Here is a 25658-nt window from a genome sequence, read left to right on the forward strand (position 1 = left end):
CGAAATCCACCCCCGGGTTCCATCACCGGACAAATCCGGTTTTGTCAGAATTAGGGCATGTCAGTCAACCAGGCATTTCTCGCCGTGACCGCTGCCTTGACCGCCGCCGTGACCGGCGTCTATCTCACACCGTCCGCCTCCGCCGCGCCGCCGCCCGGCTCCACGGTCCCGTCGGCCGGTTCCTCCGTTCCACCGACCGGCCCCACGGTTCCACCGACCGGCTCCACGACCCCGTCGACCACCGCCGGAATCGCCCCGGCCACCTCGGCGGCCGCCCCTGCCACTCCCATGGCCACACCGGCCACCGCCGCGGCCGCTCCGGCCGCCTCCACAGCTCCGCCGACCACCAAACCCGCCAACCGGTTGTACTCCTACGACAAGACGCTGGTGCCGCTCGGGGCCTCGGTGAAGGTCGAACTCAAGTCCACCGGCGACAGCCTCTGGACCCGGCTCGACGTGAGCGGGCTGGCCCCCGGGCACGCCTACGGCGCACACGTGCACATCGCCGAGTGCGGCGCGGACCCGAAGGCCGCCGGGCCACACTTCCAGCACCACCCTGACCCGGCCGCGACCCCCACCACGCCGTCGGCCGATCCGGCCTACGCCAACCCGACCAACGAGATCTGGCTGGACTTCACCACGGACGCGAAGGGTGCGGCGTCGGTGAACAACACGCACGCCTGGAGCTTCGCCACCAATCACTGGCCGAGGTCGCTGGTCCTGCACGCCGAGACGACCAAGACCGGGCCCGGCGTGGCCGGGACGGCCGGCGCCCGGGTCGGCTGCCTCACCCTGAACGACGGGCACTGATCCTCGCCACCGGAAGCGACAGCGACCGACCGTGTGGGAGTCGCTGCTCACATGACCACGGACGTCCGGCAGCAAGCTCGACCTTTACGGTCGAAAGGGCTGCCGGACGGGCCACCGCGCGCTGCCTTCCGCCGGAGCCAGGCGGTAACGTCGGGTCACAGCTGAGAACGGAGGCACCACACGATGGCGCAGAAGGACGGCGGCACGCAGTCCGCACCCCGGACGGAGTCCCACGACCCCGCCTTCCCGGAGGCGTTCCTGCAGTTCATGCGAACCGGCTGGCGGGAGGACCCGATCTCGGTCACGCCGCTGCCCGAGACGCCGAACTATGCCAAGCGCCGGGCCGCGCTCTCCGAGGCCTTCCCCGGGGAGACGCTGATCATCCCGAGCGGCAACGAGAAGGTGCGCGCCAACGACACCGACTACCACTTCCGCCCCGGCAGCGACTTCTTCTACCTGACCGGCGACCGCGACCCGGACAGCGTGCTGGTGCTGCACCCGACCGAGTCCGGGCACGAGGCGGTGCTCTTCACCCGGGAGCGCAACTCCAAGGAGACCGACCGGTTCTTCCGCGACCGCAACGGTGAGCTCTGGGTCGGCCGGACCCACACCCTCGCGGAGAAGTCCACCGAGCTGGGTCTGGAGACAGCGTCCCTGGGCCACCTGGGCTCGGCCCTGGCCCAGTCGGCGCCGGGTCGCACCCGGGTGCTGCGCGGGCTCGACGCCAACGTGGACCGGGCGATCCTGGCCTACGAGCCCGACCGGCAGAAGCCCCGCGACCGCGAGCTGGCCTGGGTGATCTCCGAGCTCAAGCTGGTCAAGGACGAGTGGGAGATCGCTCAGCTGCAGGCCGCCGTCGACGCCACCGTGCTCGGCTTCGAGGACGTGGCCCGGGTCCTGCCGGCCGACCGCGGGGTCAAGGAGCGCCTGCTGGAGGGCGTCTTCGGGCTGCGCGCCCGGCACGACGGCAACGACGTCGGCTACAGCTCGATCCTCGGTGCCGGTCCGCACGCGACGATCCTGCACTGGGTGCGCAACACCGGCGTGACGAAGCCCGGCGAGCTGCTGCTGATGGACATGGGCGTGGAGGGGCACAACCTCTACACCGCCGACATCACCCGCACCGTCCCGGTCTCGGGCACGTTCACGCCGCTGCAGCGCCAGGTCTACGACATCGTCTACGCGTCGCAGCAGGCCGGCATGGACGCGATCCGTCCCGGCGTGCGCTTCAAGGACGTGCACCAGGCGTGCATGCGGGTGCTCGCCGAGGGGCTGCACGACCTGGGTCTGCTCCCGGTCGGCGTCGACGAGGCGATGGCCGAGGACAGCACCGTCTACCGGCGCTGGACCCTGCACGGCTTCGGGCACATGCTCGGCATCGACGTCCACGACTGCTCGCACGCGCGGAACGAGACGTACCGGGAGGGCGCGCTCGCCGAGGGCTACGTGCTGACGGTCGAGCCGGGTCTCTACTTCCAGCCGGAGGACGACCTGGTCCCCGAGGAGCTGCGCGGCGTCGGCATCCGGATCGAGGACGACGTCGTGGTCACCGCCGACGGCTGCCGCAACCTGTCGGACGGCCTGCCCCGCACCTCGTCCGAGGTCGAGTCCTGGCTCGCCGCCCAGCGGGAGGCGGGTCCCCGGCTCCCGAGCTGACGCCCCGAAACACGGCAACGGGCCGGCGGCGTGGCTGATCAGCCACGCCGCCGGCCCGTTTCGTCGATCGTCAGCCGACCTTGTAGTCGGAGATCCCCCAGCACTCGGCGCCGTCCGCCTCGCCGCTCACGTTGACGGTGACCTTGACCGGGTGCCCGTCGGCGGTGTCGTACTCGGTGCTGACCTGGCCGCCGTCGTCGGCGCTGGTCTGCGCCATGGCGACCAGTTCGCCGAGGGTCGGGACCTCGATCTCCTCGCCCTCGTCGCCGGTGACCGGCCCGAGGTCGACGGCCGCCGACGGATCCGGAGCGGCGGTCGCGCCACCCACCCGGGTCGAGCCGGTGACCTTGCCGCCCTGCACGGTCGCCTGGTAAATGCCGAGCGGCTTGGCCGCGTCGCAGCCACGGGTCAGCTTGTACGAATAGGAGCCCGGTTCGGTCCAGGCCGGCGCCGAGCCGGCGACGGCCGGCGCGGCCGAAGTCGTCGACTCGACGATTTTCGGATCAGACGACGAAGTGCACCCGGCGACCACACCGACGAGGGCAAACGCGCACAGGGCACGCTCGAACCGCACCAGGACCTCCCCTTCAGGCGGCCACCGACCACCGGCGGGCCACGCGGCGCAATCTAGCGCAGCGCGTCGAGCGCGGCGATCACCAGGGCTTGGCGATCACCCCGGCGAGATCCCGGACGGCCACCCGGTCCTCCTCGGCCAGGACGGCGAGCATGCTCTCCGCCTCGGCCACGGTGGCGTACTTGCCGAACGAGGCGGCGGCTTCGACGTCCGGCGTCTCCAGCCAGAGCCGTCCCTCCTCCCACACCATCTGCACGCAGCCGCCGGAGCGGCCGACCGCTGACAGCCAGGAGCGGGTGCAGGGCAGCCCGCGCAACGCGGCGAACGTCTCCGGCAGGGTCATCGGCCGGCACCCGAGCCCCGTCGTCGAGACCAGCACGCTCAGAAGTCCGTCCTCCGGGATCACGTCGCCCTCGCCCTCGCCCTCGCCGAGCAGGCTCAGGCCGGCGAACCTCCCGGTCTGCCGCCCATCGGCATCGACCAGCCGGTCGAACTCCCGGTGCACCTCGATCGCCCGCCCGTCCGGCGTGGTGAGACGCACGGTGACCTCGTCCGGCAGCCACGGCAGCACCAGCCGCTCCAACTGGAGCGCCGGCGTGACCCCACCGACCCCGGGGCCGGCTTTCCCGCTGATCACCTCGACCTCGATCGCCGGGGACCCGGCCGGGTCCTCCGCCAGGTACGCCGCCAGCCGCCCGTGCCGCCGCCGGGCCCAGGTCATCCGCACGTTGATCCGCTGGCCCGCCGACCCGTCCCAGACGACCTCGAGCCCCTCGGCCCGCAGCGCCGCCGCCACCTCCTGCCCGATCCGCACCGCCGACGCGCCCTCGGCCGCGGGTTTGATCAGCCCGTACGCGAGGTAGAGCGTGCCGCCGTCGGCCGCCCGCTCCGCGTCCTGCCAGTGGTAGAACACGTAGCCCCGGCCCGACTCCGACTCCCCGCCGATCTCCGCGACCCCGCAGTTCTGGCAGCAGGAGAACTCCTCACGGGCGACGATTCCGGCGCGGTCGAGGGCCTGGAACGCGTCGGTGAGCCGGTCGTTGTCCGTCCGCTCCGGCCACCCGGCCTGGGCGGCCAGGTGCGCCTCGAACGCCGGCCCGACCAGCCCCCAGGCCAGCGCCCGGATCTGCGCCGGCTCCGCCTCCCCGTGCAGGTACTCCACCGTGTCCTCGACGATCGTCGCGCAGTCACGCCGGCCCCGGGCCACATGGTTGACGATGTGCTGGCGAGCCTCCGTGATCATGCCCGGACGCTAACAGTCACCCATGACAGAACGGCCGGCCGAATCGACGAACGCGAACACCGGCCCGGCGGACCCCGGCCGACTGGGAGGATCGGCACGTGGACCCCGCCTTGCGGGGGCTAGCAAGACGGACGTACGGTTTACCGAAGACGCACAACCGAGAGTTAGGCAAACCTAACCCGAAGGTCGCCCTTTCGGTGCGAAAGACTTGACTTCCAGTCGCTGGGTGTGAAGGAGATGACGGTGGCCAGCCTCGACACCTTTGGTGCGAAGAGCGAGCTGCGCGTCGGTGACGCGAGCTACGAGATTTTCACGATCGACAAGGTGAAGGGGCACGAGCGCCTGCCCTACTCCTTGAAGATCCTCCTGGAGAACCTGCTGCGTACTGAGGACGGCGCGAACATCACCGCCGACCACATCAACGCGCTCGGCAACTGGGACAAGGACGCCCAGCCCAACGTCGAGATCCAGTTCACCCCGGCACGGGTGCTGATGCAGGACTTCACCGGCGTCCCCTGCGTGGTCGACCTGGCCACCATGCGTGAGGCCGTGAAGGACCTGGGCGGCGACCCCACCAAGGTCAACCCGCTCTCGCCGGCCGAGATGGTCATCGACCACTCGGTCATCGCCGACCTGTTCGGCCGCGCGGACGCCTTCCAGCGCAACGTCGAGCTGGAGTACCAGCGCAACCGTGAGCGCTACCAGTTCCTGCGCTGGGGCCAGACCGCGTTCAACGAGTTCAAGGTCGTCCCGCCGGGCACCGGCATCGTGCACCAGGTCAACATCGAGTACCTGGCCCGCACGATCATGGAGCGCAACGGCCAGGCCTACCCGGACACCGTGGTCGGCACCGACTCGCACACCACCATGGTCAACGGCCTGGGTGTGCTGGGCTGGGGCGTCGGCGGCATCGAGGCCGAGGCCGCCATGCTCGGCCAGCCGGTCAGCATGCTGATCCCGCGGGTCGTCGGCTTCAAGCTCTCCGGCGAGGCGCCGGCCGGCACCACCGCCACCGACCTGGTCCTGACCATCACCGAGATGCTGCGCAAGCACGGCGTGGTCAGCAAGTTCGTCGAGTTCTACGGCCCCGGCGTGAGCGCCGTGCCGCTGGCGAACCGGGCCACCATCGGCAACATGTCGCCGGAGTACGGCTCCACCGTCGCGATCTTCCCGATCGACGAGCAGACCATCGAGTACCTGAAGCTGACCGGCCGCACCGAGCAGCAGGTCGCGCTCGTCGAGGCGTACGCGAAGCGCCAGGGTCTCTGGCTCGACCCGAACGCCGAGCCGGACTACTCCGAGAAGCTCGAGCTCGACCTGTCGACGATCGTCCCGTCGCTGGCCGGCCCGAAGCGCCCGCAGGACCGGGTGCTGCTCAGCGAGGCCAAGGAGGCGTTCCGCGACGCCCTTCCGGCCTACACTTCGCCGCACGGCCACGCCGACGAGGCCAGCGAGGAGTCCTTCCCGGCCTCCGACTCGCCGGCCAACAACGTCGAGGACGAGGCGGACAAGCCGCACCTGTTCAGCGCCGCGCTGGGCTCCACCGGCCGGACCTCCAAGCCCACCCGGGTCAAGGGCGACGACGGCGTCGAGTACGAGCTCGACCACGGCGCGGTCGTGATCGCCGCGATCACCTCCTGCACCAACACCTCGAACCCGCAGGTCATGATCGGTGCCGCCCTGCTCGCCAAGAAGGCGGTGGAGAAGGGCCTGACCCGCAAGCCGTGGGTCAAGACCACCCTCGCTCCCGGCTCCAAGGTCGTCTCCGACTACTACGACCGGTCCGGCCTCACGCCGTACCTGGACAAGATCGGTTTCAACCTGGTCGGCTACGGCTGCACCACCTGCATCGGCAACTCGGGCCCGCTGCCCGAGGAGGTCTCGGCCGCGATCAACGAGGCCGACCTGACCGCGGTCAGCGTCCTCTCCGGCAACCGGAACTTCGAGGGCCGGATCAACCCGGACGTCAAGATGAACTACCTGGCGTCCCCGCCGCTGGTCGTGGCGTACGCGCTGGCCGGCTCGATGGACCTCGACATCACCACCGAGCCGCTCGGCACCGGGTCGGACGGCAAGCCGGTCTACCTGGCCGACATCTGGCCGTCCCCGCAGGAGATCGACGAGGTCATCGCGCAGGCGATCGGCGCCGAGGGCTTCAGCACCGCCTACCAGGACGTCTTCGCCGGCGACGAGCAGTGGCAGTCGCTGCCGACGCCGACCGGCAAGACCTTCGAGTGGTCCGAGGACTCCACCTACGTCCGGAAGCCCCCGTACTTCGAGGGCATGGCCGCGGACCCGAGCCCGGTCAACGACATCACCGGCGCGCGGGTCCTGGCCAAGCTGGGCGACTCGGTCACCACCGACCACATCTCCCCGGCCAGCTCGATCAAGCCGGACTCCCCCGCCGGCAAGTACCTCGCGGAGCACGGCGTCCCGCGCGCCGAGTTCAACAGCTACGGCTCCCGCCGCGGCAACCACGAGGTCATGATCCGTGGCACCTTCGCCAACATCCGCCTGCGCAACCAGCTGGTGGAGGGCGTCGAGGGTGGCTTCACGGTCAACCACCTGACCGGCGAGCAGACCACGATCTACGACGCCTCGGTCGCGTACCAGGAGGCCGGCATCCCGCTGGTCATCCTGGCCGGCAAGGAGTACGGCTCGGGCTCGTCCCGGGACTGGGCCGCCAAGGGCACCATGCTCCTCGGCGTCCGCGCCGTCATCGCCGAGAGCTACGAGCGGATCCACCGCTCCAACCTGATCGGCATGGGCGTCCTGCCCCTGCAGTTCCCGCAGGGCGAGAACGCCGCGTCGCTCGGCCTCACCGGCACCGAGACGTTCTCGTTCGCCGGCGTCACCGAGCTCAACAACGGCACCACGCCGCGCACGGTCAAGGTCACCACGGACACCGGTGTCGAGTTCGACGCCGTCGTCCGGATCGACACGCCCGGCGAGGCGGACTACTACCGCAACGGCGGCATCCTGCAGTACGTGCTGCGCAAGATGCTCCGCGGCTGATCTTCCGCAACGACGGAGGCCCCGCCTGGTTCAGGCGGGGCCTCTGTCTATTCCAGCCTGGCCTGCAACTCCAGCGCCAGGTCGAGCCCCCGCGACCCGGCCGGTTCCCGGCCCTCGGCGGCCTCCCGGGACACCTCGACCGTCTCCGCCACCAGAGCGCGGGCCTCGTCCAGCCGGCCCGCGTTCTCCAGCCGGGCCACATGGTCGCGCAGAATGAAGGAGAACTTCACCACCGTCCCGGCCCGGTTCGCCGCCGCCGCCTCGCGGATCAGCACCAGCGCCTCGGCCGTGGCGTCGATCGCCTCGTCGAACCGGTCCAGCTCATCCAGCCTCCAGGCGAGCACGGCCAACGATTGCGCCAGCCCCGGCAGCGCGACGGCCCGGTTCACCCGCAGCAGTTCCCGCCGCAGCGCCACCGCCTCGAGCAGATGCGGCAGCGCCTCCGCCGGATCCTCGATCTGCCCGCCCAGGTCGCTCACCGCCTCGGCGAAAACCGCGCGGAACGCGTCGCGGTCCTGCTCCAGCATCTGCCGGTACCACCCGACGGCATCGGTGGTCGCCGTCACCGCTTCGGTCATGCGCCCCAGGATGGCAAGCCGACCGCCGTAGGCCCGCAGCGCCGCCGCCCGCCCCGCCGGCGACAGCCCGTCCAGGCTTGCAGCCTCGGCCGCGGCCGCCAGCGCCTCCTCCTCACGGCCCATCCGGCTCAGAACGATCGCGTAGTTGGTCAGTGCGGTCCCCAGTTTGTCCGGCAGCTTCTCGGCCAGGCGCCGGAAGAGCGCCACCGACTCGGCGCTGAACTCGATCGCGTCCGCCCACCGGCCGGCCGCGTACAGCCGATTGGCGTGGTTGTTCAGAGCCTGCCCGAACTGGAAGAGGCTCTTCCGATCAGCCCCGGCGGCCAGCACCCGCCACATCCCGACCGCGCGCTCGCTCTGCGCCAGCGCCTCCTCGGGCTCGCCGACCTGGGCCAGCGCGTTGGCCAGCGTGACCAACACCCACGCGAGCACCGCGTCCGGCTGCACGATGTCGTCCGCCAGCGCCTCCCGGGCCGCCGCCAGCCCCTCCCTCACATGGCCCGCCACCAGCAACTGGTTGGCCAGCGAGGAGAGGGCGAGCACCAGCGACCCGGTGCGCGCCGGATCGGCCCGGGCCACGGTCACCGCCTCTTCGGCGGCTGCCACCGCCTCAGCGTGCCGGGACATTTCCCGCAGGTACTCCGCCTGGGTGAGCAGCGCTCGTACCAGCCCCGGCTCGGCCCCCCGCACACCCGACGCGACCAGCGACCGCAACTCGGCCACCGCCGCCTCGCCGATCCGCTGCGCCGTCGCCCGATCGCCCCTGTCATGCGCGCGTTTCGCGTCGTCGACCGCTGCCAGCGCGCGCTGGGTCAGGCCGGCGCCGTCTCCGGTCGCCAGCCGCAGCCGTCGTATCCATCCCGTAGCCACACCGGGAAAATCTACGGTCACCGATCAAGTCCGGCACGGCCCGGAGGCGGCGGTTGTCGCGGGGGACACCGGCAGCAGCGGAGTACGGCGACGTCAGACATGTAAGTGGTTGCCGGGCGAGGGGCGGCGTGGTGAATAAGCTTCGGGGATGGATGACAACAGTGTGCTGACCCGAATTCGCGGCCTGGTCGAGGAGGAACACGAGCTGCGCCAGCAGCTGGGCCAGGGCGAGATCTCGTCCGCCGACGAGCACGCCCGCCTCAAGAGCCTCGAGGAGGCGCTTGACCAGTGCTGGGACCTGCTGCGCCGGCGCCGGGCCGCCCGCGACGTCGGCAACGACCCGGACGCCGAGCGGGCCCACAGCGTCAGCGAGGTGGAGAACTACATCCAGTGACCCGGTTCGCGGCCGCCATCTCGACGACGGCCGCGATCCGCATCGACCCGTTCCGGTCCCGCCTCAGCGGCCGGCCGGGCGGTTGTCGCGCGGGCGGCGGCAACCGCCCATCCGCGACGCCCGCGTGGGGATCGGGCGCGGCGGGCCGGGCCGGGGACGCCCGGTCACCGCAGCCCCGCCTCGAAGAGCAGGCGTTCGATCAGGCCCTCCGCGTCGATCGTGAGGCCGCGGGCCCGGAACCAGGTCGCCACGTTGGTGACGTCCCGCGCGATGAACTCGGCACCCCGCGGATTCGCGACCACGTCGACGATCTGCGGCAGGTCGATCAGGACCAGGCGCCCGTCCCGCACCAACGTGTTGTACGGCGACAGGTCACCGTGCGCCACCTGGGCCCGGGCCAGCACCGACAGCGCGTCGGTCATCTGCTCCCACAGGCTCTCCAGGTCGGCGTTGTCGGAGCGCACCTGGGCCAGCCGTGGCGCGGCTTCCCCGGTCTCCCAGTCACCGATGAACTCGAGCATCACCTCGGTGCCGCTCAGCTGCACCGGGTAGGGCACACAGACCAGCCCACTCTCCTGGCCGATCTCCCACAGCCGCCCGAGCGCGTCGAACTCGGCGGCCGCCCACTGCCCGGCGATCAGCTCCTTGCCGAACGAGGTGCGGTTCGTCATCGCCCGCATCTCCCGGGACCGGCGCACCCGGCGGCCCTCGAGATAGCCGGCGTCACGGTGGAACATCCGGTGGTCGCCGTCCCGGTAACGCTTGGCGGCGATCATGCTGCTCTGCCCGGTCGCCGGAAGCCAGCGCCGGACCAGGAAGACGTCCGCTTCCTTGCCGGTCTTGAGGACACCCAGCTCGGTGTCGACCGCGCCGTGCTCCGTACGTACCCAATCGGGTCTCGGCTCCGGACCGTGCAGCGCACCGTCCCAGCTGGACCACTGGTCTCCGACCTCGGGCAGGTCGGGATCCTCACGCAGGGCCGGCTCCAGCCGGCCACGCTTCAGAAAATCGGGCTCGTCGTCGTCGAACTTGCGACGGCCGCGGCGCATGGTCGCCGGACCGTTGGAGTCGTGCTCTCGCACTGGAGGTTCTCCTCGGAGAAAGAAGTTTTCAGGGAAGCCGGAACAGCAGGCATCGCAAAGACAGCCATTTCTTGGCCACCCCCTTCTCTCTCCACCGGCGCGAAGCAGCCGGAACAGCACAGCAGCGCGGAACCCGCGTTGCGCGGACGACTCTTTCCTACCCCCACCCCAGCCGCAACCGATTTATCAGGACCACACCGACGCGGGCAGCGGCCCCGCACAGCAACACGCCAACCAGCTACCGCGGCCGCCGCCTGCGGTTCGCGGGTGTGCATGTGACCCTGGAAGCTCAGCCTGCTGGCGCTGGTGGCGATCAGGCCGGCCCGCACACGAACATGTGGACCAGCCGGCCGGCACGTCAGCGATAGGGACGACGACGGTCAGCGGGTGGCCATGATCGCCGAGATGCCCTGGATGACATTCCCGGCGACCCGGGTCGGCGCGAACCGGGTGTCCACCCACTCCCGCCCCCGATGCAGCCACACACTCGGCAGACCCAGCGCCGCCGCGCCACCGATGTCGGCCTCCGGGCTGTCGCCGAGGACCCAGGCCCCGGCCAGACGCATACGAACCCGCTGAGCGGCGAGCGCGAAGATCCGCGGGTTGGGCTTACTGACCCCCGCCTGCTCCGAAATCACCCAATCGGCGACATAGCGGTCAAGGCCGGTGCGCCGGATGCGCCCCTCGGACTGCTCCGCGGCACCGTTCGTGACGACCACCGGAATGAGGCCGGCGTCGGCGGCGATCTCCAGCGCACAGCCGATCATCGGGTCGAGCCGCTCATGGGCGAGCGGGCCCTCGTAGAGCTCGTCGACGAGATCGATGGCAGGCACTCTTAGCTGGTAGCGGTCCCGGAGTTGGTCGGCGAGGTCCCACCGGGAGGTCAGGCCGTCAGCGTCCACGGCGACCAACCAGTCGAGATCGTCCTGAGGTGCGGCGATCTCGTCGAGGAAACCCTTAGCCCAAAGCCGGAACGCACCGCTGCGGTCGAGCAGGGTGTCGTCCAGAGCGAGGAAGACTAGAGGCACGCGCGCACTTTACGTGAGCACCGGCCAAAGCGAACAGTCCAGGACTGTAAACAAAGCGCAGTTCCCTTGACGAAATTCGCATCATCCGATCGAGGGACGCGAGACGCTAAAAAGCCGTACGTACGGATTGCAAGACTGCGGGGCCACATGAAACGATCAGCGGCGTGCCCAGGGTTAGCCAGGACCAGCTCGACGCTCGCCGCCACGAGATCCTCAACGCGGCGCGAGGCTGTTTCGCGCGGTTCGGCTACGAGGGCGCCACGGTCCGCCGCCTGGAAGAGGCGACGGGCATGTCCCGCGGCGCGATTTTCCACCATTTTCGCGACAAGGAGTCGCTGTTCCTGGCGGTCGCCGAGGACGACGCGGTCAACATGGTCGAGACCGTCGCCCGCAACGGCCTCGTCCAGGTGATGCGCGACCTGCTGGAGCTCGCCGGCACCAGCGACGGTGACACGGCCGGTTGGCTCGGCACCCAGCTCGAGGTCTCGCACCGCCTGCGCACCGACCCGGCCTTCGCCAAGCGGTGGGCGCAACGCTCGGCCGCGATCGCCGACGCCACCCGGGAGCGCCTGCAGCGCCAGGGAGAGGCCGGCGTCCTGCGCCAGGACGTGCCCGTCGACGTGCTGACGCAGTTCCTGGAGCTGGCCTACGACGGCCTGGTCCTGCACCTGGCCACCGGCCGTCCCCCCGGCGACCTGGCCCGGGTCCTGGATCTGGTCGAGGACGCCGTTCGCCGGCACTGAGCCGCCGCCGGCCGCCGGCTGATGAAATGATGTCCCACATGGATCTGGGGCTGGCTGATCGCGTCTTCATCCTCACCGGCGCCTCGCGCGGGCTGGGTTTCGCCACCGCGCAGGCGCTCGTCGCGGACGGCGCCCGGGTGGTGATCTCCTCGCGGGACGAGGAGAAGGTCGCCGACGCGGTGGCCGAGCTGGGTGCCGGGCACGCGGTCGGGCTGACCGCCGACCTGGCCGACCCGGGCACGCCACGTGAGCTGGTGGACCTGGCGACAGAGCGGTTCGGCCGGCTCGACGGCGCCCTGATCTCGGTGGGCGGTCCGGCCCCGGGGACCGCCGGCGGCATGAGCGACGACCAGTGGCGCGGTGCGTTCGAGACGGTCTTCCTCGGTTCGGTCCGGGCCGCGCGCACCTTCGCGGCGGCATTGCCCGAGGGCGGCGCGATCGGCCTGGTGCTCTCCACCTCGGTGAAGACGCCGCTCGCCGGGCTCGGTCTGTCGAACGGGCTCCGGCCCGGCCTGGCCATGGTCGCCAAGGACATGGCCGACGAGTACGGGCCGCGCGGCATCCGGGTGCTGGGCATCCTGCCCGGCCGGTTCATGACCGACCGCAACCGGGAGCTGTTCCAGAACACCGGCGATCCGGCGACCGCGGCGGCCGAGGCGGCGGCGGCGATCCCGGTGCGCCGGATCGGGGAGGCGCCGGAGTTCGGCCGGGTGGCGGCGTTCCTGCTCTCCCCGGCGGCCGGCTATGTGACCGGTTGTGTGGTCCCGGTCGACGGCGGTGCGATGCGCACGCTGTGATCGCGTCCCCTCAGCGCCCCGGGCGAGCAGTCCAGTCAGGAGTCTCGTCACCGGGACGGGGTGGCAGCACCCGCTGCTCTTGGATCACCGACTCCCGCCGGAACCGCTCGGCCGACGGATGCCACGCCTCGTCGATCGGCCCCATGATCCCTCCGCCGATACCCTTGCGCCGCACCCAGCCGCCGAACCGCGCGAACGTCCAGAGCACCGCCGCGAACACCACCGCGAAGACCAGGAGACCCGTCACGGCTCCACGGTAGTCGCCGGCACAGTGATGATCTCAACCGCTTCCTCGGGGTACGGCGTGGCGGCCGCGGCGAACTGGGTGCGGTAGAGGTCCGCGTAGAGCCCACCGGCGGCGACCAGGACGTCGTGGGTGCCGCGCTCGACGACCTTCCCCCGGTCCAGCACCACGATCAGGTCGGCGCTCCGGATCGTGGAGAGCCGGTGGGCGATGACCAGCGCGGTCCTGTTCCGCAACGCCTCGGTCAGGGCCCGCTGCACGGCCGCCTCGGACTCGCTGTCCAGATGGGCGGTGGCCTCGTCGAGAATCACGATCGACGGCTGTTTGAGCAGCAGCCGGGCGATCGCGATGCGCTGCTTCTCGCCGCCGGAGAAACGGTAGCCGCGCTCCCCCACCACGGTCTCCAGCCCGTCCGGCAGCGACCGGACCAGGTCGCCGACCTGGGCGCCGTCCAGGGCGGCCCACATCTCGTCCTCGGTCGCGCCCGGCCGGGCGTACCGCAGGTTCTCCGCGATCGTCTCGTGGAAGAGGTGCGAGTCCTGGGTGACCACACCGACCGTGTCACGCAGCGAGTCGAGGGTCGCGTCGCGCACGTCGACGCCGCCGACCAGGACCGCGCCGCCGGTCACGTCGTAGACCCGGGAGACCAGCATCGAGGTGGTCGACTTGCCGGCGCCGGACGGGCCGACCAGCGCGACCAGCTGCCCCGGCTCGACGGTGAAGTCGATGCCGTGCAGGACCGGCGTGTTCTCCGTCCGGTCCAGCGTCGCGACGTCCTCCAGGGTGGCGAGGGAGACCTCGGCGGCGCTCGGGTAGCGGAACCGGACGTCACGGAACTCGATCCGGCCGGAACCCGCCGGGATCGGTGCCGCGTCCGGCTTCTCGGCGATCCCCGGCTCGAGGTCGAGCACCTCGAAGACCCGGTCGAACGAGACCAGCGCGCTCATCACGTCCACCCGGACGTTGCTGAGTGCGGTGAGCGGGCCGTAAAGCCGGGTGAGCAGCAGGGCCAGGGTGACCACGGTGCCGGCCGAGACCTGGCCGTGAACGGCGAGCCAGCCGCCCAGGCCGTACGTAAGCGCCTGCGCCAGCGAGGCCACCAGCAACATGGCGACGAAGAAGGTGCGGGAGTACATCGCCTGCTGGACCCCGATGTCGCGGACCCGCTCGGCGCGCTCGCCGAACCGGGCGGCCTCGCTGTCGGGGCGCCCGAAGAGCTTGACCAGCAGCGCGCCGGAGACGTTGAACCGCTCGGTCATGGTCGCGTTCATCTTGGCGTCGAGGTTGTACGACTCCCGGGTGATCTCGGCGAGCCGCCGGCCGACCCGTCGCGCCGGGATGATGAAGACCGGGAGGAGCGCCAGCGACAGCACGGTGATCGGCCAGGACAGGCTGAACATCACCGCCGCGGTGAGCACCAGCTGGATGACGTTGCTGAGCACGCCGGAGAGGGTCGAGGTGAACGCCCGCTGGGCCCCGATCACGTCGTTGTTGAGCCGGCTGACCAGGGCGCCGGTCTGGGTGCGGGTGAAGAACTGCAGCGGCATGCGCTGGACGTGGTCGTACACCCGGGTCCGCAGGCTGAGGATGATGCCCTCACCGATACGCGCCGAGTACCACCGCTGAGCCAGCGAGAGCAGTGCGTCGACGACGGCCAGGCCGGCGATCAGCAGGGCGATCCGGACCACGGTGGTGGCCGCGCCGGGCCCGCCACCGGTGATCGCGTTGATCACGTGACCGGCCAGCAGCGGGGTGGCCACGCCGATTCCGGCGTCGACCACCACGGCGAGCAGGAACACCGCGATGTCCCGGCGGTAGGGCTCGGCGAACCGCAGGATCCGCCGCATGGTGCCGGGCGTCACCTGGTGTGCCGCGACCCGCTCCGCGCTCTGGATCGAGCGCAGCATGTTCCAGCTGGTCATGCTCATTCGTCACCTCCCGGGCGTCGAGCGACTACGACAACCCGGGAGGTGCGGCCGCTATTCCTCGGCGCGGACCGTTTCGCTGCCCGAAACGGTCCCTACTCCCCGGACCCGAGCAGTTCCGCGAGCCGGCGGGTCTGTGCTTCCCGTTCGGCCCGGTCCTGCTCCGCGTACGACCGGCCGGGTGCCCCGGCCAGCAGGCCCTTGATCTCGGCGACGGCCCCCGCGTCCCCGGCCAGTACGGCGGCGACCAGGTCGGCGACCGCCGCGTCCAGTTCGTCCCGCGGCACCACAGCGGTGGCGAGGCCGATCCGGTCCGCCTCGTCGGCCGGGATCCGTCGCCCGGTCACGCAGATCTCCAGTGCCCGGGACGGGCCGATCAGCTCGGTGAGCCGTTTCGTCCCGCCCAGATCGGGCACCAGGCCGAGCGTCACCTCGGCCATCGAGAACCGCGCGTCATCGGCGAGCACTCGCATGTCACAGTTCAGCGCCAACTGGAAGCCGGCGCCTATGGCATGTCCCTGCACCGCCGCGATGGACACGATGGACGGGCTGCGCAACCACGTGAACGCGGTCTGGAAGCCCGCAATCCGATCGGCGCAGTCGGCAGATGACAACTGCGCCAGTCGAGCCAGTGCGGAATCGCCGTCACCGCGGGCAACGGACAGATCCAGGCCGGCGGAAAACGCGCGGCCTTCGGCTCGCACAATGACGACGCGGACGTCGCCCGGCAATTTTCGGGAAATGTTGCTCAGCTCCGCCCACATGGCCGGAGTCTGTGCATTGAGAACGTCGGGCCGGCACAACGTGACCGTCGCGACCGGCCCAGCCTGTTCGTAGCGAACGCCTACATCATCGGCTGTTACCGCGGTTACCGGCTCGGCGTTGTCCGCCGTCACGCCTTCTTGCGGCGGCGGGCGCCGCCGCGCTGGCGCAACTGCACGCCCGATTCGGTTAGCACGCGGTGGACGAATCCATAGGACCGGCCAGTCGAAGCGGCAAGCGCCCGGATGCTCTCACCGGAGGTGTAACGCTTCACCAGGTCCTTGGCGAGCGACTGCCGCTCGCTACCGACGATTCGACGACCCTTCTCAGTACTGGTAGCTGTGCCAGTGGCTGCCATCTTGAATCCTCACGTCGCAGACAGTGCGGTCAGATACGGTCCCACCTATTACACCGCCTCCAACGATCATGCGCTAGGCATCTACCGCCGAGGAACGTGCCCATTTATTACTGTCAGGAACTTGACGGTTACCACGCGCATCAATGTCAGACCGTTTGCCCGCAGGGCGCGGGGCGACATTTTCGGCGCGCGACCCACGACTCGGCAGGCTCACCAAGACCATCGATCACCTGCAGAAACACTCGATCGAGGACGACACGCCGAGGGTTACGCGCCGAAGCTGTGCGGGGGCTGTGAGTCACCCCTGTGGGATGAGGTGCGCGTACGGGCGCAAGTCCGACCTGCCCTCAAACGCCCGAACATCGCACTGTCTGTGTGGGCACCAGTTGACAACTGACGATGCCAATGATCCAGGACCCCTCACAACCTGCTATGGGGTCACGCCAGCTCGACGAGTTCCAGCAGGTCGTCGCTCCACGCGTCCTCGTCGCCGTCCGGCAGCAGGATCGCCCGGTCCGGCTTCAACGCCTGCACACAGCCGGCGTCGTGGGTCACCAGCACGATCGCGCCCGGGTAGTTGGCGATCGCGTCCAGCACCTGCTCCCGGCTGACCGGGTCGAGGTTGTTGGTCGGCTCGTCCAGCAGCAGCACGTTCGCGCCGGAGCAGACCAGGGTGGCCAGGGCCAGCCGGGTCTTCTCACCGCCGGAGAGCACCCCGGCCGGCTTGTCCACGTCGTCGCCGGAGAAGAGGAACGCGCCCAGGATCTTCCGCAGCTCGGTGTCCGTCTGCTCGGAGCCGGCGCTGCGCATGTGGTCCAGGATCGTCCGGTCCACGTCCAGGGTCTCGTGCTCCTGGGCGTAGTAGCCGAGCCGCAGGCCGTGTCCGGCGCGCACCTCACCGGTGTCCGACTTCAGCAGGCCGCCGAGGATCCGCAGCAGGGTGGTCTTCCCCGCGCCGTTCAGGCCCAGGATGGCGACCCGGGAGCCGCGGTCCACGGCCACGTCGACGTCCGCGAAGATCTCCAGCGACCCGTACGACTTCGACAGGCCGTGCCCGGTCAGCGGCGTCTTGCCGCACGGGGCCGGGCTCGGGAACCGGACCTTCGCCACCTTGTCCGAGACCCGGGTCTCCTCCAGGCCACCGAGCAGCTTCTCGGCCCGGCGCGCCATGTTCTGCGCCGCCACCGTCTTGGTCGCCTTGGCCCGCATCTTGTCGGCCTGCGCCAGCAGGGCACCGGCCTTCTTCTCCGCGTTGGCCCGCTCCCGGCGGCGCCGCCGCTCGTCGGTCTCCCGCGCTTCCAGGTACGTCTTCCAGCCCATGTTGTACATGTCGACGACCGAGCGGTTCGCGTCCAGGTACCAGACCTTGTTCACCGCGGCGTCGAGCAGCTCGACGTCGTGACTGATCACGATCAGGCCGCCTTTGTGCTGCGCCATGTAACCGCGCAGCCAGGCGATCGAGTCCTGGTCGAGGTGGTTGGTGGGCTCGTCGAGCAGCAGGATGCCCTTGCCGTTCTGCCCGGAGTTGGCGAACAGGATGCGGGCCAGCTCGATCCGGCGGCGCTGACCGCCGGAGAGGGTGCCGATGGTCTGCGCCAGGGCGCGGTCGGGCAGGCCCAGGTTGGCACAGATCCGGGCGGCCTCGGCCTCGGCTCCGTACCCGCCCAGGGCGGCGAACTGGTCCTCCAGCTGGCCGTAGCGCCGGATCAGCTTCTCGTCGGCGCTCTCCTCGAGCTGCACCTCGAGCTTCTGCATCTCGGCGAGGATGGTGTCCAGGCCGCGGGCGGAGAGCACCCGGTCGCGCCCGGTCACGTTCAGGTCGCCGGTCCGCGGGTCCTGCGGCAGGTAACCGATCTCACTGGTCCGCTCGACCGAGCCGGCGTACGGGATGCCCTCGCCGGCCAGCACCTTCAGCGTGGTCGTCTTGCCCGCGCCGTTGCGGCCGACCAGGCCGATCCGGTCGCCCGGCTGCACCCGCAGGGTGGTCGGGGAGATCAGAATGCGCGCGCCGGCGCGGAGTTCCAGTCCGGTGGCGGTGATCATGGAAATTCTCGCTCTCGGTGATTGGGCTGACTCAGGGCGCAAAAAGACGCCGGCCGTCCCCTGGACGGTCGGCGCTGGGCAGGTCAGCCTTCGCAGAGCAGCACGCGGCCATACTACCCGGCGGCCGCTGTCAACTCCCACTCGATTAGGCCGCAAGATCATCGGGTACACGCCGTGCAACCGTGGCGAAGTGAGGACGGCATGGAACTCAACGAGAACGCCGAGATCGACACCAGTCAGGTCGAGGACCTTCGTGGCTCGGGCGGCGGCGGGGGTGGCTTCGGTGGGCTGCCCATCGGTGGCGGCGGCCTGACCGGCATCGTCATCACGGTGCTGCTCGCCCTGGTCGGCGGCTACTTCGGGATCAACACCCTGGGCGGCGACGGTGGCTCCCCGAACGCCGACAACACCAGCCTCGACCAGGAGTGCCACCAGCAGACCGCCCGCGAGCAACTGGACTGCCGCAACGTCCTCTACATCAACTCGATCCAGGCGTACTGGGCCACCGAACTGCCCGAGGCGTTCGGGAAGCCATACGAGAAGGCCACCACCAGGATCTTCTCGAACCGGGTGAGCACCGGCTGCGGCACCGCGGACTCCGGGGTCGGCCCGTTCTACTGCCCGGCCGACAACAAGGTCTACATCGACCTGACCTTCTACCAGGAGATGGCCCGGCAGCTCGGCGCGCCCGGCGAGTTCGCCCAGCCCTACGTGCTCGCCCACGAGTACGGTCACCACGTGCAGGACCTACTCGGCACCGAGGCGGAGATGCGGCGGGCGCAGCGGTCCAACCCGGACCAGGCGAACCTGGAGTCGGTGCGGCTTGAGCTGCAGGCCGACTGCTACGCCGGGGCCTGGGCCCGGGGCGCGACCGGCACCACCGACGCCAAGGGCAACAAGATCTTCAAGAGTCTCACCGCGGCGGACATCCAGGAGGGCATCCAGACCGCCGGCCAGATCGGTGACGACACACTCCAGCAACGTAACGGTGGCACCATCGACCCACGCGAGTTCACCCACGGCACATCGGCGGACCGGCAGAAGTGGTTCCGCACCGGGTACGACTCGGGTGATCCGAAGAAGTGCGACACGTTCGCGCCGGGCGCGGTCAAGGCGGGCGACTGACCGTTTCCGATCCCTGGCCTCCGGCCGCCGACCCGCACCTGGCGCGGGACGGCGGCCGGATCCTTTCCGCCGGGCGGGGTCCGCCGGGACGTCCCGGGTCAGGGTTCGCGGATCAGCACCCGCACGGCGCGGGCCAGGGCGATCGCCTCGACCAGTACGGCGTGCCGCGGCTCCGGCACGTCCAGCAGCCGCCCGGCCCGCAGCGCGGCGACCGGCGCGAGCGTCCGGTCGGCCAGGATCGCGTCCACGGCGGCGCGGTCACCACCGGTCACGAGCGCGGTCAGGGTCCGTACCTCCGGAAGGAGAACGCGCGCGGCGATCCCGGCGCTGTCCGCGGTCGCCGCCTTGGCCTGGTTGGCCCGGCGGCGGGCGAAGCGCTGCTGCGACCAGCCACCCGCCGCTGTCCGCCCCTGCACGTAGTGGGTGTCCACCTTGGAGGAGGTCAGCTCGGTCCCGTCGGCGATCCCGGCCGCGACCGCGCCCTTCCGGGCGAGCAGCAGCCCCAGCCGCCGCGGCTCCAGCGCCGCGCGGATCAGCTCGGCCACGCTCCCCGGCTCCCCGGCGCCCGGCGGCGCGTGCAGCGTCGCCTCCGCCCCGTCCGCGGCGACCAGGGTCAGGCCCTCCTCCCGGTACGCACCGTGGCGGGTCGCGAAGTTCTCCAGCCAGCGCCCCACCCGCTCGGGCGCCACATCCACCCATTTGCCGCCGCCGGCGGCCGGCCGTTCACCCATTCTCGTCAGCCTACGGCCGTGGGACGCCGGCCCCGGCCACCCGGGCGTCAAGCCCGGTGAGATCGCTGGTGCCACCCTCCACCGGTGGAGCGCTCAGGACGTGATCACCGTACGAACTTGGCAGACATTGATCGACATACCTCCCCGTGGCACAAAGGGGCGAGCATGCAAGAGCCCGGGGCCGGCGGTCAGGAGCCGGCGAGAAGGCGGATGGCGAGGACGGCGATCACCAGGCTGGAGGTCAGCGCCGTGAGCAGGCGACCCCGCCGGCCGGTCAGCAGGCGACCCACCAGCGAGCCACCCCCGGCGATCAGGAGTTGCCAGCTCGCCGAGGCCAGGAAGGCACCCACGACGAACCAGATCCCGCCGCCGGCGCCGCCGTTGGCGAGGACCAGCGCGGCGAAGTAGATCACGGTGGCCGGGTTGAGCAGGGTGAGCCCGAGAATTCCGGCGTACGCGCGCAGCGCCGTTGCCGGGCGCTCGTCCCGCTCACCGGTTCCGGTGCTCCGGAGCGCGCCCCACGCCGTCCAGGCCGCCAGCGCCAGCAGGACCACGGCCCCGGCCCAGCGCAACGGCTCCGCGACCGGAGCGATCACGCCGGCGACGGCCGCACCCCCGGCGACCGCGACACAGGCGTAGATCCCGTCCGCCGTGGCCGCGCCCAGCCCCGCCGCGGCACCGACCCGCAGGGACGTGCGGGCGCTGAGCCCCGCGATCAGTGCGCCGATCGCCCCGACCGGAACCGCGATCCCGTAGCCGGCGACGACGCCGGCCAGGAACGGTGCGCTCATGGCAGCTGCTTCGGCGCCGTGATCTCGCGGTCGGTCCGCTGCTGTCGCCCGGCCCGTTCGGCCACGGCGACAGGGACGGTGCGGAAGGACATCGGCTCGATCACGCCGCCATCATGCTGGCCGCCCGGCCGCCCGGCCAGCGATTTTCCTCATACAAGGCCCTGGTCGGACCGGCCGGCAGGCCGAGACATCACCCGATGCGCCTTTCCGGCGACGGACTGTGACAGATAAAGTCCGATTCATGGGCGTTGTCGCGGAACTGATCCTGATCCGGCACGGGCAGAGCCTGGCCAACGTCGCCTTCCCGGAGGCCAACCGGAACGGACTGCTGGAGACGGCACTGAGCGGCCGGGACGCCGACGTCCCGCTGACCGGGCTGGGCATGGAGCAGGCCCGGGCGGTCGGCACCTGGCTGGCCGCCCTGCCGGAGGACCGCCGGCCCCAGGTCGCCGTGACCTCCCCTTACCTGCGGGCCCGGGAGACCTGGCGGATCGCGGGTGAGGCCGCCGGGACGACGACCGTCCCGCGCACCGACGACCGGCTCGTCGACCGGCTCCTCGGCGAGCTGGAGATGCTGACCCGGGCCGCCGTGGCGGCCCGGTTCCCCGGTGAGGCGGCACGCCTGGCCGAGGCCGGGATGTGGGAGTACCGGCCACCCGGCGGCGAGTCGTTCGCCGACATCCGGGTCCGGCTCACGTCCTTTCTGGAGGACCTGCACACCGAGCACGCCGGCCGCCGGGTGATCGTGGTCGCCCACGACGCGGTGGTGCTGATGACCCGCGCCGTGCTCGAGGACCTGGACTGGGCGGAGCTGGCCGCCGTGGAGAAGTCCGCGGGCGCCGTGCGGAACGCGTCGGTCAGTCGCTTCGTGAGCGACGGGAACGGTGGCCTCAAACTCGACCGCTACAACGCGATCGACCACCTGCCACCGGCCTGAACCCACCAGAATCCATTGATCGGCATCTTCCAAAGAATTCTTTGCATGGATAGGTTGGTTCGATGCCCGCACTCTTGCGGAGGAACCAGCGGTGAGGCGTGGACTGGTCGGCCTGCTCGCGGCCGAGGCGATCTCCCTGCTCGGCAGCCGGATCACCTTCGTGGCGCTGCCCTGGCTGGTGCTGACCAGCACCGGCTCGGCGCTGCTGGCCGGGGTGGCCGGCTTCGCCGAGATGCTGCCGTACGTCCTGGCCGGCCTGCTCGGCGGTCCGATCGTCGACCGGGTCGGCCCGCGCTCGACGGCGGTCGCCGCGGACGTGGCGAGCCTGCTCGCGGTGAGCGGCATCCCGATCCTCGCCGCCACCGGCACCATCCCGTTCCACACCCTGCTGTGCCTGATCGCCCTGGCCGGGGCGTTACGCGGGTTCGGTGACACGGCCAAACGCGCCCTGCTGCCCCGGATGATCGCCGAGGCCGGGCTGACCACCGAGCGCGGCACCACCCTCTACGACGGAATCAGCCGGATCGCCACGCTGCTCGGCCTGCCACTGGCCGGGGTGCTGGTGGCCACGATCGGGCCGACCCGGGTCCTGCTGGTCGACGCGGCCACGTTCGGCGTGTGCGCGCTGCTGATCCTCTGCCACGTGCGGCCCTCCTCCACCGGAGCGGGACCGGCGGAGGAGGAGAAGGACGGTTACGCCGCGGCCCTGCGGTGCGGGTTCCGGTACGTACGGCACGACCGCCTGATCATCGGCATCATGTCGCTGCTGTTCGTGACGAACCTCTTCGACCAGGCGTACCTGACCGTGTTCGTACCGGTCTGGGTGCGGGAGGGACCGCACGGACCGGCCGCTCTCGGCGTGCTCGGTACCGCCTTCGGGGTGGGTGCGGTGGCCGGGAACATCCTCTGGACGATCCTGGGACCACGTCTGCCCCGCCGCGCCACGTTCGCGGTGTGCTTCCTGATCGGCGGCCCGGCGCAACTGTTCGCGCTGGCCCTGTCCGACCGGTTGTGGCTGATCCTGACGACCGCCGCGATCGCCGGCACGCTGATGGCGACGGTCAACCCGATCCTGCTGGCCGCCGTCTACGAGCGCATCCCGTTCCGCGTCCACGGCCGGGTGATGAGCGTGCTGATCGCGTTCGCCTGGGCCGGCATCCCGCTCGGCGGCGTCCTGGGCGGCTGGGCCGCCGACGCGCTCGGCCTGCACGCCGGCGCCCTGCTGGTCGGCATCGGCTACCTGATGGTCACCCTCTCCCCGTTCCTCTTCTCCGCCTGGCACGCCCTCGACGAGCATCGCGTCCTGCCCGCCAAGGCCCTGGTCGGTGCAAAGTAGTCTCGGCCGGATGAAGATCGCTCATGACGTGACCGGGGACGGCCCGGACGTGCTGCTGCTGCATTCCACTGTGTGCGACCGCCGGATGTGGGATCCCCAGGTTCCGGCGCTGACCGCGGCCGGCTTCCGGGTCACCCGCTGCGACCTGCGCGGATTCGGCGAGTCCTCGATCCCCGACAAGCCCTGGAACGACGCGGACGAGGTCGCCGAGCTGTTCGGGGACGGCCCGGTCGCGCTGGTCGGTTCGTCCGGCGGCGGCCAGATCGCGTTGGAGCTCGCCGCCCGCCGGCCGGACCGGGTCTCCGCGCTGGTGCTGCTCTGCACCGCCCTGCCCGGCCATCCGAAGAGTCCACAGCGGCTGGCGTTCGCCGTGCGGGAGGACGCCCTGCTCGAGGCCGGGGACCTGGACGCCGCGGTCGAGCTCAACGTCGACGTGTGGCTCGGCCCGGAGGCCGGCGAGGAGGCGCGGGCCGCGGTCCGCACCATGCAGCGCCGGGTCTTCGACCTGCAGCCGCCGGGGGCCCCGGAGCCGGAGCAGATCGAAGTGGACTGGGACCTGGCCACGATCACCGCGCGGACGCTGCTCTTCTCCGGCGGGCACGACCTGCCGGACTTCCGGGAGATCGCGGAACGGCTGGCCGGCACGCTGCCGGACGCCCGGCACGTCGAGCTGGACTGGGCCGGTCACCTGCCCAGCCTGGAGCGCCCCGACCTGATCAACCCGCTGCTGATCGGGTTCCTAGGAAACCGATGACCTTCTGGACGAGCCATTCCGCGTCGTCCAGCCAGGAGAAATGTCCACCGCCCGGAACCATGGCCAGCTCGGCCTGCGGGAACAGGCCGGCGTAGTCGGCGGCGGCCTTCGGCGGCAACTGCAGGTCGAGCTCGCCCGAGACCAGCAGGACGGGCGCGGCCAGGCCGGCCAGCCCCGTACGTACCGTATCGGGGTCGAAGGCGCCCTCGGCGTTGTAGGCCGCGGCCGCGACCTTGTTCTTCTGCCCGGCCTCGCGGGCCGAGTAGGCCTGCGTCTCGGCGTCCCACCGGCCGTAGATGAACGGCGCCAGGGCCCGGCCGTCGGCCGGCGTCGCCTGCCCGGTCTGCACCCGCTCCAGCGCGGCGAACGCCTCCGGGAACCACGGCTCGCCTCGGCGTTCCTCGGCGACCCGCCGCCGGTCCAGATCGGTGATCTCCAGGTGGACCGCGCGCGGGCTGGGGTTGACCAGCACCAGCCGGCGCACCCGCGCCGGGTGACGCACGGCGTAGAGCAGCGCCAGCGACGCACCGGCGGAGTGCCCGAGCAGGTCGAAACGCTCCAACTGGAGTCGCTCGCGCAGCGCCTCGACGTCGGGCACCTGCCGGTCGCAGCGATAGGTCGCGGGGTCCGCCGGGATCGCTGAGGAGCCGGTTCCGCGCAGGTCAGGGATGAGCAGCAGCCGGTGCGCGGAGAGGCCACCGAGATCGCCGAGGTACGCGGCGGCCTGCATCGGGCCGCCGGGGAGGCAGACGAGCGGTTCACCGCCTCCCGACCGGTGCAGCGCGAGCCGGGTGCCGTCGGAAGCGGTGAAGGTGTCCACGCCCGGATCCTATGCGCGCGGGCCGATATATTGCGGGAACCTGTCGGACAGCCGGACTACGCTCCGCCCCGTGACTGAGATATCGGGGGATTTCGAGACGCACCCGCCGGTCCACCGCCTGGACCGGCTCGCCCCGCCATACCGCCGGGGCGCGTATCCGGCGACCTACCGTCCGGTGCGGGACGCCCGGCAGGGCCTGGTCTTCGATCCGGCGCTCAAGCATCACCACAACGCCTATCGGGCCGGCGAGCCGATCTTCGGCGTCCCGGGGCTCGGGGAACGCTGGCGGGCTGCCCGGCGGGCGGCGGCGACCCACATCCTGTCCGTGCTCGCCGGCACCGTGCTGCCGGGCGACCTGGTGCTCCGTGGCAGCGCGGCGATGCCGGCCTGGGTCGGCGCGGCCGCTCGCGAGCCGGGTGACCTGGACTTCGTGGTCGCCCCGGCGAGCCTGGCGAGCGACAGCGCGGCGGCTCGCGAGCTGCTGGACGGGATCGTCGCGGCGGTGGCCGCGAGTCCCGCCGCCGGGCTCCGGCCGGACCGGGTCGCCGAGTCCGCGATCTGGACCTACGAGCGGGCCGACGGCCGCCGCCTGACGATCCCGTTCGAGGTCCCGGGTGTCCCGGAAGGGATCGTGCAGATCGACATCGTGTTCGGTGAGGAGCTGCCGACAGCACCGGAGCCGCTCCTGCTGCCCGGTCTCCGCGAGCCGGTCCTGGCGGCCACCGCCGGGTTGTCGCTGGCGTGGAAACTGCTCTGGCTGGCCACCGACTGCTATCCGCAGGGCAAGGACCTGTACGACGCTGTCCTGCTGGCCGAGCACACCTCGGTCGACCTCGCCCTGGTCCGGGAGCTGATGCGGCCGGAGCTGCGCGACGAGGCCGACGAGTTCACCGCCGAGTCGGTGCTGACCTGGACGGACCTCGAGTGGAACAACTTCATCCAGGACTATCCGGAGCTGATCACCGAACCGCACGCGCTGCCCTGGCTGCGACGGTTGGCGGCGGCGCTGGAGCGCGCCTGGCGCTGACCCTGACACCGGAGA

At 71.0% G+C, this 25658-nt stretch carries 24 protein-coding genes; 11 read left to right on the top strand and 13 right to left on the bottom strand.

The window, feature by feature from the left end:
* The first annotated feature begins 57 nt into the window (after nt 1–57).
* Nucleotides 58–810 carry a superoxide dismutase family protein gene (locus CHC09_RS07120; protein WP_239138176.1) on the top strand — a complete coding sequence of 251 codons (753 nt, stop codon included), beginning with the start codon at nt 58–60 and terminating at the stop codon, nt 808–810.
* A gap of 183 nt (nt 811–993) precedes the next feature.
* A complete protein-coding gene (locus tag CHC09_RS07125; protein ID WP_089292171.1) occupies nt 994–2466 on the top strand; it encodes an aminopeptidase P family protein in 1473 nt (490 codons plus the stop codon).
* A 70-nt stretch (nt 2467–2536) separates the two neighbouring features.
* On the opposite strand, the gene CHC09_RS07130 is transcribed toward CHC09_RS07125, so the two are convergent.
* Nucleotides 2537–3040, bottom strand: coding sequence for a hypothetical protein (locus CHC09_RS07130; protein ID WP_089292172.1), 504 nt, complete (start codon nt 3038–3040; stop codon nt 2537–2539).
* Between the two features lie 79 nt (nt 3041–3119).
* A complete protein-coding gene (locus CHC09_RS07135; RefSeq protein WP_089292173.1) occupies nt 3120–4283 on the bottom strand; it encodes a DUF6891 domain-containing protein in 1164 nt (387 codons plus the stop codon).
* 228 nt (nt 4284–4511) lie between these two features.
* Between CHC09_RS07135 and acnA the strand changes: the two genes are divergently transcribed.
* The gene (gene acnA / locus CHC09_RS07140) at nt 4512–7298 is read left to right on the top strand and encodes an aconitate hydratase AcnA (RefSeq protein ID WP_275407858.1); all 2787 of its coding nucleotides are present in this window, start codon (nt 4512–4514) and stop codon (nt 7296–7298) included.
* Nucleotides 7299–7345: 47 nt separating this feature from the next.
* Here acnA and CHC09_RS07145 read toward each other — a convergent pair whose 3' ends face one another.
* Nucleotides 7346–8746, bottom strand: coding sequence for a tetratricopeptide repeat protein (locus CHC09_RS07145; RefSeq protein WP_089292174.1), 1401 nt, complete (start codon nt 8744–8746; stop codon nt 7346–7348).
* A 148-nt stretch (nt 8747–8894) separates the two neighbouring features.
* On the opposite strand from CHC09_RS07145, the gene CHC09_RS07150 reads away from it, so the two are divergent.
* Entirely contained in the window at nt 8895–9140 is a 246-nt protein-coding gene (locus CHC09_RS07150; RefSeq protein ID WP_089292175.1) for a DUF2630 family protein, read from the top strand.
* A gap of 164 nt (nt 9141–9304) precedes the next feature.
* Here the strand turns inward: CHC09_RS07150 and CHC09_RS07155 are convergent, their stop codons facing one another.
* Nucleotides 9305–10222 carry a serine protein kinase RIO gene (locus CHC09_RS07155; protein WP_373871891.1) on the bottom strand — a complete coding sequence of 306 codons (918 nt, stop codon included), beginning with the start codon at nt 10220–10222 and terminating at the stop codon, nt 9305–9307.
* 380 nt (nt 10223–10602) lie between these two features.
* On the bottom strand, nt 10603–11250 hold the full coding sequence (locus CHC09_RS07160; protein ID WP_089292176.1) for an HAD family hydrolase: 648 nt from the start codon (nt 11248–11250) through the stop codon (nt 10603–10605).
* Nucleotides 11251–11414: 164 nt separating this feature from the next.
* Between CHC09_RS07160 and CHC09_RS07165 the strand changes: the two genes are divergently transcribed.
* Together CHC09_RS07165 and CHC09_RS07170 are read left to right on the top strand one after the other, a co-directional pair.
* Entirely contained in the window at nt 11415–11993 is a 579-nt protein-coding gene (locus tag CHC09_RS07165; RefSeq protein ID WP_089292177.1) for a TetR/AcrR family transcriptional regulator, read from the top strand.
* Between the two features lie 38 nt (nt 11994–12031).
* Complete coding sequence (locus CHC09_RS07170; RefSeq protein ID WP_089292178.1) at nt 12032–12790, top strand: SDR family oxidoreductase; 759 nt, start codon at nt 12032–12034, stop codon at nt 12788–12790.
* 10 nt (nt 12791–12800) lie between these two features.
* On the opposite strand, the gene CHC09_RS07175 is transcribed toward CHC09_RS07170, so the two are convergent.
* The 5 genes from CHC09_RS07175 to CHC09_RS07195 form a co-directional block, all read right to left on the bottom strand.
* Nucleotides 12801–13037: a hypothetical protein gene (locus tag CHC09_RS07175; protein WP_089292179.1), complete on the bottom strand. Its 237-nt coding sequence runs from the start codon at nt 13035–13037 to the stop codon at nt 12801–12803.
* Complete coding sequence (locus CHC09_RS07180; protein ID WP_089292180.1) at nt 13034–14962, bottom strand: ABC transporter ATP-binding protein; 1929 nt, start codon at nt 14960–14962, stop codon at nt 13034–13036. Before CHC09_RS07180 ends, CHC09_RS07175 begins: the two co-directional genes overlap by 4 nt.
* Nucleotides 14963–15054: 92 nt before the next feature.
* On the bottom strand, nt 15055–15855 hold the full coding sequence (locus tag CHC09_RS07185; protein WP_089292181.1) for an enoyl-CoA hydratase/isomerase family protein: 801 nt from the start codon (nt 15853–15855) through the stop codon (nt 15055–15057).
* Nucleotides 15852–16079, bottom strand: a complete 228-nt coding sequence (locus CHC09_RS07190) for a helix-turn-helix domain-containing protein (protein ID WP_014441759.1) — start codon at nt 16077–16079, stop codon at nt 15852–15854. The genes CHC09_RS07185 and CHC09_RS07190 overlap by 4 nt, the downstream gene beginning before the upstream one ends.
* 438 nt (nt 16080–16517) lie before the next feature.
* Complete coding sequence (locus CHC09_RS07195; RefSeq protein ID WP_089292182.1) at nt 16518–18122, bottom strand: ABC-F family ATP-binding cassette domain-containing protein; 1605 nt, start codon at nt 18120–18122, stop codon at nt 16518–16520.
* A gap of 201 nt (nt 18123–18323) precedes the next feature.
* Here CHC09_RS07195 and ypfJ point away from each other — a divergent pair, with 201 nt between their 5' ends.
* Nucleotides 18324–19247, top strand: coding sequence for a KPN_02809 family neutral zinc metallopeptidase (gene ypfJ / locus CHC09_RS07200; protein ID WP_089292183.1), 924 nt, complete (start codon nt 18324–18326; stop codon nt 19245–19247).
* A gap of 98 nt (nt 19248–19345) precedes the next feature.
* Here the strand turns inward: ypfJ and CHC09_RS07205 are convergent, their stop codons facing one another.
* A complete protein-coding gene (locus CHC09_RS07205) occupies nt 19346–19978 on the bottom strand; it encodes an acVLRF1 family peptidyl-tRNA hydrolase (protein WP_089292184.1) in 633 nt (210 codons plus the stop codon).
* Between the two features lie 188 nt (nt 19979–20166).
* Nucleotides 20167–20769 carry a LysE family transporter gene (locus tag CHC09_RS07210; RefSeq protein ID WP_089292185.1) on the bottom strand — a complete coding sequence of 201 codons (603 nt, stop codon included), beginning with the start codon at nt 20767–20769 and terminating at the stop codon, nt 20167–20169.
* A 241-nt stretch (nt 20770–21010) separates the two neighbouring features.
* On the opposite strand from CHC09_RS07210, the gene CHC09_RS07215 reads away from it, so the two are divergent.
* The 3 genes from CHC09_RS07215 (at nt 21011) to CHC09_RS07225 (ending at nt 23796) form a co-directional block, all read left to right on the top strand.
* Nucleotides 21011–21706: a histidine phosphatase family protein gene (locus CHC09_RS07215; protein ID WP_089292186.1), complete on the top strand. Its 696-nt coding sequence runs from the start codon at nt 21011–21013 to the stop codon at nt 21704–21706.
* A gap of 91 nt (nt 21707–21797) precedes the next feature.
* Nucleotides 21798–23042 (top strand): MFS transporter, encoded by a 1245-nt coding sequence (locus tag CHC09_RS07220; RefSeq protein WP_239138175.1) that lies wholly within the window; start codon nt 21798–21800, stop codon nt 23040–23042.
* Nucleotides 23043–23052: 10 nt separating this feature from the next.
* Entirely contained in the window at nt 23053–23796 is a 744-nt protein-coding gene (locus tag CHC09_RS07225; protein ID WP_089292188.1) for an alpha/beta fold hydrolase, read from the top strand.
* On the opposite strand, the gene CHC09_RS07230 is transcribed toward CHC09_RS07225, so the two are convergent.
* Nucleotides 23759–24616 (bottom strand): alpha/beta fold hydrolase, encoded by an 858-nt coding sequence (locus CHC09_RS07230; protein WP_089292632.1) that lies wholly within the window; start codon nt 24614–24616, stop codon nt 23759–23761. The genes CHC09_RS07225 and CHC09_RS07230 overlap by 38 nt on opposite strands.
* 70 nt (nt 24617–24686) lie before the next feature.
* Here CHC09_RS07230 and CHC09_RS07235 point away from each other — a divergent pair, with 70 nt between their 5' ends.
* Nucleotides 24687–25643 carry a nucleotidyl transferase AbiEii/AbiGii toxin family protein gene (locus CHC09_RS07235; RefSeq protein WP_239138174.1) on the top strand — a complete coding sequence of 319 codons (957 nt, stop codon included), beginning with the start codon at nt 24687–24689 and terminating at the stop codon, nt 25641–25643.
* Nucleotides 25644–25658 lie beyond the last annotated feature (15 nt).

Origin of the sequence: Actinoplanes regularis (genome assembly GCF_900188005.1) — a bacterium.
Taxonomy (GTDB): domain Bacteria; phylum Actinomycetota; class Actinomycetes; order Mycobacteriales; family Micromonosporaceae; genus Actinoplanes; species Actinoplanes regularis.